Source organism: Mycobacterium sp. (genome assembly GCF_035274705.1).
Taxonomy (GTDB): domain Bacteria; phylum Actinomycetota; class Actinomycetes; order Mycobacteriales; family Mycobacteriaceae; genus Mycobacterium.
In genome coordinates this window covers 62,480-69,650 of sequence record NZ_DATENY010000040.1, presented here as the reverse complement: position 1 = coordinate 69,650, position 7,171 = coordinate 62,480, and the positions used below count along the sequence as shown (strand labels likewise).

Genomic DNA, 7,171 nt, shown 5'->3' with positions numbered 1-7,171 from the left:
CAGCCCGGCGTGCACTGGAGCAAGGATGTCCGGTTCGACAAGATCGCCGAGGGCTTCGGCTGCCACGGCGAGTACGTCGAAAAGGAGGACGAGATCGGCCCGGCCATCGAGCGGGCCTTCGCCAGCGGCAAGACCGCCGTCGTGCACGTCTGCATCGACCCCGAGGCCAACTCGGAGGAGGTGCCGAAGTACGACGAATTCAGAACCTGGTACGCCGAAGGCACGCAGTAGAAAGGGTAGGGCCATGCGCGAATATCTCAAGTTCTACATCGACGGCCACTGGGTCGATCCGGTCGAGCCGAAGTCCCTCGACGTCGACAATCCGACCACCGAGCGGGTCTCCGGCAAGATCGCGCTCGGCGCGGCGGCCGATGTCGACAAGGCGGTGAAGGCGGCGCGAAAGGCGTTTGCCTCCTGGTCACAGACGAGCCGGGAAGAACGCCTGGACGTGTTGCAGGCGATCCTCGCCGAATATCAGAAGCGCGCCGCCGACCTCGCCGTAGCGGTGACCGAGGAGATGGGCGCCCCGGCATCACTCGCGGCCGGCCCGCAGGTGAACCTCGGCCTCGGTCACCTCGTCACGGCTATCGACGTGCTGAAGAACTACGAATTCGAGGAGCAGCACGGCTCCACGCTCGTAGTGAAGGAGCCGATCGGTGTGTGCGGGTTGATCACGCCGTGGAATTGGCCGATCAACCAGATCGCGGTCAAGGTGTACCCGGCGCTGGCGACCGGCTGCACGATGGTCCTCAAACCGTCGGAGGTCGCGCCGTACTCCGCGCAGATCTTTACCGAAATCATCGACGCCGCAGGTGTTCCGGCGGGCGTGTACAACCTTGTTTACGGTGATGGGCCGGGTGTTGGCGCGGCGCTGTCGAGCCATCCAGACATCGACATGGTGTCGTTCACGGGCTCGACCCGGGCAGGTGTCGACGTCGCACGCAACGCCGCGCCGACGGTCAAGCGGGTGACGCAAGAACTCGGCGGCAAGAGTCCGAACATCGTGCTCGACGACGAGGACTTCGCCAAGAGCGTGACCGCGGGCGTGTCGGTGATGATGATGAACAGCGGCCAGAGCTGTAATGCGCCGTCGCGCATGCTGGTGCCCAACTCCCGCATGGACGAAGCCATCACGGTCGCCACGGCCACCGCCGAGCAGGTGAAGGTTGGCGATCCGAACGAAAAATCCGCGATCGGACCGGTCGCGTCGAAGGCACAGTTCGACAAGATCCAGGGGCTGATCCAGACGGGCATCGACGAGGGCGCCACCGTCGCCGTTGGTGGGCCGGGGCGGCCAGACGGAATCGAGGCGGGCTACTACGTCAGGCCGACCGTGTTCGCCCATGTCACCAACGACATGACCATCGCCCGCGAGGAGATCTTCGGCCCGGTGTTGTGCATCCTCGGCTACGACGACCTCGACCAGGCCGTCGAGATCGCCAACGACACGGATTACGGTCTGGCCGGCTATGTTTCGGCGGCCGACCTCGACAAGGCGCGTGAGGTGGCGCGCCGGATCCGTGCAGGCTCTGTGGCGATCAACCACGCCTTCGATATGAACGCGCCCTTCGGTGGTTACAAGCGCAGCGGCAACGGGCGCGAGTGGAGCGAATTCGGATTCCACGAGTACCTGGAGGTCAAGGCCGCGCTGGGCTACGCGCCAGAGGCCGTTCAGTAGAGCAGCGGTGGAATGGACCTTAGTGCAGAGGAATTAGCGGCCGATCCGCCTCCGTTGGTCGCCGAGAGTACGGATTATGACGAAAATCGGCTCAAATCCGTCAAGAACCGCACTCTCGGCGCAACACTCTTGGGATGCCCGGCGAAAAGTACGAATACGGAATCGATTTCGGCCGCGTCGCCGCGATCGACATCCACACCCACGTGGAGGTGGACGGTCACGGCCACAAGGCCTACGACGATGAACTGGTCGAAGCCGTGGGAAAGTACTTCAAGATGGGACCCGGGGCGTTGTCGAGCGTCGACGCGCTCGCCGACGAGTACCGGCGGCACAACACGGCCGCGGTGGTCTTCACCATCGACGCGCGCACATCAATGAGACACGTGCCGAACTCCGTCGAAGACCTCGTCGCCGGCGCAATCCGCAACAACGACGTGCTGATCCCGTTCGGCAGCGTCGACCCGTGGCATGAGAGACGCGCGGTGCATCGCGTCCACGAGCTGGTTCGCGAGTACGGCGTGAAGGGCTTCAAATTCCACCCCAGCATGCAGGCCTTCGAGCCCAACGACCGCCGCTTCTATCCGATCTACGAAGCGATCGCGGAGGCGAATGTGCCTGCGCTGTTTCACACCGGGCAGACGGGCATCGGCGCCGGATTGCCAGGCGGCCATCGCATCAAGTTGCGGTACTCCGATCCCATGCTGCTCGACGACGTCGCCGCCGACTTCCCTGAGCTGACGATCGTGATGGCCCATCCGGCGGTGCCGTGGGTGGACTCGCAGATCTCGATCGCCACGCACAAGGCCAACGTCTATATCGACCTGTCCGGCTGGTCGCCGAAGTACTTTCCGCCGCAGCTGGTGCACGCCATCGCCCGGCAGCTGCGCACGAAGGTGCTGTTCGGCACCGATTACCCGTACATCAAGCTGGACCGTTGGCGCCGGGACTTCGAGGGACTCGAGATCGACCCCGAAGTCGCCCGGCTGATCCTCAAGGAAAACGCGCTTCGAGTGCTCGGCGTCAAGCCATAGGCCCTAGCTGAGCGCGTTGGCGATGGACGCCATGTCGAAGTAGTCACGCCAGGCCGCGATCCGGTCGCCTTGCACCTCGAAGACACCCATCACCGGGAGTGCGACCTGGCCGCCGTCCTTACGGCGCATCACGTCTGTGCGTTCGTTCATCACCAACGCGCCATTGCTGATCTGACGGTGCACGTTGAAATCGATGCCGTCGAACACCCCGAGAAAGCCGGCGATGAACTCCTTGATGGCCTCGGGTCCCTGCACGGGGTCCATCGGAATGTTGTGGTAGATGGCATCGTCCGTGAAGTAGCTGGCCATCTCCTCGGGATTGGGCGAGGCCCACAGCTTGCAGAATTCGGTCACCAGTTCGTCGGCAGAACGTGTCATGGCCTCACGCTACTGCGCGCCGACCGTCGCCGACCCCAGGGGCCGCGAGTTTCAACCTGTCTTCTCTGAATCAGTGAGATCGGGCCGCTGGGCGCCCTGACCTTTGCGCAGGGTGCTCAGGAGCTCTCGGTACGGCCCGATCAGATAGGCGGTGTCGCCGCCGATGAGGCGGGCATCCCGGCGCGGGTGCACCTTGAGTGGCGCGTCGTCGCGGGCGATCGCGATGACCCGGACTTGCGTCCCCAACTCGAACATCCGCCGCCCGTCGAGTTCGCTTCCGGGCTGGACATGCAACGCGCCCACCATGAACGAACGCTGTCCGACCGAAAACGTGCTCATCACCCACAGGCCCATCGCTGCACCGATGAACCATGGCGTCGCGAGGTCGACCGTGGATCGCACGGAGTCGAAGTCGAATCGCTGCGCGACGGCATCGCCCAGCGTCCGGTCGTACACGCGCAGCACGATCGGCACATCGGGCCGGACGACTTCGGGTATCACACGTGGCCCCAGCATTTCGCGCAGCACGATGCCGGTTTCGATGTTGACCATGTCATCCTGGGTCAGCACCGCGATCGCGCGGGCCTCTCCAGCGCGTGCTGCCTCGAGGGTCTGGCGCAGTGTCGCGTCACCGAAGATCACCGGCACGCCGAGCCTGGCGGCGGTTGACACGTAGCGGTTGTCCTCGTTGCGCTCGATGACGGCCACGTCGTAGCCGGCGGACTTGAGGTCACTGGCGACCCGGATGCCGAACGAGCCGAGCCCCACCACGACGACGTGGTTGCGCAGATGCCGGACTTTCTGCCGGCTCGCCGCATGCGCCAACCGGCGTGAGAGCAACACGTCGGCGACGAACGCCACCACAATCGCGGTAGTGAAGACGCCCGCGAACATCATTACCACGCCCCACAGCCGTAACCACACGGGCTGGTCGAGGAAGTTGAAGTCGCCATAGCCGACAGTGGCGATGGTCTCGGTGGAGAAGTACAGGGCATCCACCCAGTCCATCCCCGGGTATCGGTAGGCGAACCGCAGCATGATGGTCGAGCCGAGGAGCAGCGTCGCCGACACGGCCAGCGCCCGGTAGAACATCGGGTTGATGTCGTCGCGGAAGGCGCGGATGGCGTCCATCAACCGTCGGATCGGTGGCCGCCGGCCCTTTCGGTGTGACAGCGGTCTTGGCACCTTGATGCCCTGCCCGACCAGTTCGTCGGCGGTGCCGATCATCGCGGTCCAGTCGCCCTCGCAAACCCGGAAATCGCGGCCGGGACAGGCGACGACCTCACCGGGTGTGTCGGATTTCTCGCCGCCGATGACCGCAACGGGCGCGAGGTCGCCATACATCTCGCGCAACGTGGCATCCTGCGTGGCTTCGGTTCCGGAGACGACGAAGTCGATGCCAGCGACCGAAATCGTGTGCGTGGTGCGGGACAGGCACGCCTCGACCACCGATGGCGCGGCCAGGTCGGCGACGTCGAGGATGGCGCCTGCACCGTTTCCCTCTGCCATCGCCAGGCGCAGCACCGTGTTGGCGAGCCGCGCAACGACCCTGACGTGGGGGTTGGCTTGCCTTGCCAGCAAGGCGATTTCGAGGTTCAGCTCGTCGTCGTCGTCGGCACAGATCACGGCCTCGGCATCGGCGATCCCCGCCTCGGCCAGACCCTCCGGTGCTTGTAAGGTCACGACGCCCGTGCCGGCGCTGTTCAATTCTTCGACGATCCGCATCCCGAGCGGATCGTCGCCGCAAACGATGATGTGGCCCCGCATGACCCAGAACGCTACTGCGGAAAACCCGCTCGCGAGGGGCGAAGATGGACTCATGCCCCCCAGCCCCAAGATCTACGTGAAGGCGTGCATCAACGGCGCTCGCACCCCTGACCAGCACCCGAACCTGCCGGTCACGCCCGAGCAGTTGGCCGCCGAGGCGGTTGCAGCGCACCGGGCGGGCGCCAAGGCGGTCCATATGCATCCGAAGACGGCCGACGGCGTCGATTCGCTCCTGCCCGAAGTCGTCGACGCCGCGGTGTCGGCTGTGCGGCACGCGGCACCCGGCCTGCCATTGGGCGTGACGACGGGATTCTGGGCGCTGCCGGACGCCGAGGCACGGATGCAGGCCGTCGACGGGTGGTCGGTGTTGCCCGACTTCGCGTCGGTGAACTGGCACGAACCCGGCTCGGAGGACCTCGCCCGGCTGTTGTTGAGTAAAGGACTCGGCGTCGAGTGTGGCATTTTCCACGCCGCGGCGGCCGCGTCGTGGGCGGCATCCGAAGTCGCCCGGCACTGTATGCGGGTGATGATCGAACTTTCCGGCGACGGCGATATCGCGACCGCCGACGACCTGCTTAGCCAGGTGTTGGCGGCCGGCTCGCCGGCGCCGGTGTTGCTGCACGGGTTGGACGAAAGCTGTTGGCCGCTGCTGCAACACGCCGGGACGCGCGGCGTGCAGACCCGCATCGGCCTCGAGGACACGCTGCGGCTGCCTGACGGGTCGACGGCCCCGGACAACGCGGCCCTGGTGTCCGCTGCGGTGCAGCTGCTCAGTCGGTAGGCGCCGCCAATGCGAAGTCGGCGAAGTCGAATCCGGGAATCACCACACAACTGACCAGACAGGGCTTGTCGTCGCGGGGACGGGCCCGCTGCCAATGACCAGGTGGCACAACGAATTGCGGTTGTTCGCCGCCGAGAATGTCGGCGCCGAGCAGATGCGTTGTGGCACCTTCCTGTTCGGGTCCAACCTGTAGAAGCAGCGGTCCGCCGAAGTGGTACAGCCACAGTTCCGCGCTGCGAACGGTATGCCACGCCGATTGCTGACCGGGCATGAGCAGGAACAGGATTGCCGTTCCTGCGCTGCGCGGGCCGGTGTAGTCGGGCGGAAGCGCGGATTGAGGCATCGTCAGCCCGCTGCGCCACGTCTCCTTGAACCAGCCACCCTCGGGATGCGGGGACAGGTCGAGCCGGCGGGCCCAGTCCGGAAGTTCGCTCATCACGTTCCCCCTCGATCGGTTTGGCAACACAACACTAGAGAACTGAACCGATACTCTCATCGCATGGCACGCCTGCGCCCCGGTTGGCTGGTCGTGTTGTGCGCGGCGATCCTGGCAGTCAGCGCATGGCTGCCGTGGCTCACCAGTAGGGCCGACGGGGGAGGGCACGCCAACGCGATCGGTGGAATCGTCGGCACCATGCCGGTCCCGCCGCCGGGTTTCGGCGTCGGGCAGTTGATTGTCTTGCTGGCGTCGATGCTGATCGTCGCGGGCGCGATGGCCGCGCGCGGGCTGTCGACGCGGCTGGCGTCAACGACGGCGTTGGCGATCTCGGTGCTGTTGGTGGTGCTGACGGTGTGGTACTACCGGCTCTACGTCTACCCGCCGGTGTCCGCGGGCTACGGGCTCTATGTCGGCGTGGCGGTGTCGGCCGTCGCGGTGCTCCTGTCGGTGTGGACGATGGTGGCGGCCTGGGCGGCGATGGCACGCGCGTCATGAGCGGTTTCGTCCAACCGGTCAAGCTGGCAGGTCAGCGATGGGTCACGCTGGAACCGCTTACCCGCGAGCACATTCCAGAGATCGCCGAGGCGGCCGCTGACGGCGAGCTGGGCGATCTGTGGTTCACCCGCGCGCCGGAGGCAGGCGCTGTCGAGCGCTGGGTGGAGACTCGGTTGGCGGCGCAGAAGCCTGACGAGGGCCTGACGTTCGTCGTGCGCCGACTCGACGGGACACTCGTGGGGTCGTCGAGCTACTTGAACGTCGACGCCGCCAACCGCCGGTTGGAGATCGGTAACACGTGGTACGTGAAGGCGGCTCGGCGCAGCGGCGTCAACAGTGAGACGAAGCTGCTGATGCTCGGGTATGCGTTCGACGAGTTAGCTTGTGTCGCAGTCGAATTCCGCACGCATTTCTTCAACTCCACCAGCCGTGCGGCCATCGAGCGGCTGGGTGCAAAGCTGGACGGGGTGCTGCGCAGCCATCAGGTGCTGCCCGACGGGTCGCGCCGCGACACCGTCGTGTACTCGATCCTCGACATCGAATGGCCGGCGGTGCGCAACAACCTGCGATTTCGGTTGGACCGCACCGGCTGAAGGCGCGCT

Annotated in this window: 9 protein-coding genes; 6 read left to right on the top strand and 3 right to left on the bottom strand. The window is 65.6% G+C overall.

The window, feature by feature from the left end:
• The 3 genes from VJV41_RS10730 to VJV41_RS10720 form a co-directional block, all read left to right on the top strand.
• A partial coding sequence (locus tag VJV41_RS10730) for a thiamine pyrophosphate-dependent enzyme (protein ID WP_325333444.1) occupies positions 1-231 on the top strand: 231 nt, incomplete at its 5' end.
• A 13-nt stretch (positions 232-244) separates the two neighbouring features.
• Entirely contained in the window at positions 245-1,678 is a 1,434-nt protein-coding gene (locus VJV41_RS10725; RefSeq protein ID WP_325333441.1) for an aldehyde dehydrogenase family protein, read from the top strand.
• A gap of 134 nt (positions 1,679-1,812) precedes the next feature.
• The gene (locus VJV41_RS10720) at positions 1,813-2,709 is read left to right on the top strand and encodes an amidohydrolase family protein (protein WP_325333439.1); all 897 of its coding nucleotides are present in this window, start codon (positions 1,813-1,815) and stop codon (positions 2,707-2,709) included.
• Positions 2,710-2,712: 3 nt separating this feature from the next.
• Here VJV41_RS10720 and VJV41_RS10715 read toward each other — a convergent pair whose 3' ends face one another.
• Both VJV41_RS10715 and VJV41_RS10710 read right to left on the bottom strand, forming a co-directional pair.
• The gene (locus tag VJV41_RS10715; RefSeq protein ID WP_325333437.1) at positions 2,713-3,087 is read right to left on the bottom strand and encodes a limonene-1,2-epoxide hydrolase family protein; all 375 of its coding nucleotides are present in this window, start codon (positions 3,085-3,087) and stop codon (positions 2,713-2,715) included.
• Between the two features lie 51 nt (positions 3,088-3,138).
• Positions 3,139-4,854, bottom strand: a complete 1,716-nt coding sequence (locus VJV41_RS10710; RefSeq protein WP_325333435.1) for an NAD-binding protein — start codon at positions 4,852-4,854, stop codon at positions 3,139-3,141.
• Positions 4,855-4,906: 52 nt separating this feature from the next.
• Between VJV41_RS10710 and VJV41_RS10705 the strand changes: the two genes are divergently transcribed.
• Positions 4,907-5,635, top strand: coding sequence for a 3-keto-5-aminohexanoate cleavage protein (locus tag VJV41_RS10705; protein ID WP_325333433.1), 729 nt, complete (start codon positions 4,907-4,909; stop codon positions 5,633-5,635).
• Here VJV41_RS10705 and VJV41_RS10700 read toward each other — a convergent pair.
• On the bottom strand, positions 5,625-6,071 hold the full coding sequence (locus VJV41_RS10700; RefSeq protein ID WP_325333431.1) for a cupin domain-containing protein: 447 nt from the start codon (positions 6,069-6,071) through the stop codon (positions 5,625-5,627). The genes VJV41_RS10705 and VJV41_RS10700 overlap by 11 nt on opposite strands.
• A gap of 63 nt (positions 6,072-6,134) precedes the next feature.
• Here VJV41_RS10700 and VJV41_RS10695 point away from each other — a divergent pair, with 63 nt between their 5' ends.
• Complete coding sequence (locus tag VJV41_RS10695) at positions 6,135-6,569, top strand: hypothetical protein (protein WP_325333429.1); 435 nt, start codon at positions 6,135-6,137, stop codon at positions 6,567-6,569.
• On the top strand, positions 6,566-7,162 hold the full coding sequence (locus VJV41_RS10690; protein ID WP_325333426.1) for a GNAT family N-acetyltransferase: 597 nt from the start codon (positions 6,566-6,568) through the stop codon (positions 7,160-7,162). Before VJV41_RS10695 ends, VJV41_RS10690 begins: the two co-directional genes overlap by 4 nt.
• Positions 7,163-7,171 lie beyond the last annotated feature (9 nt).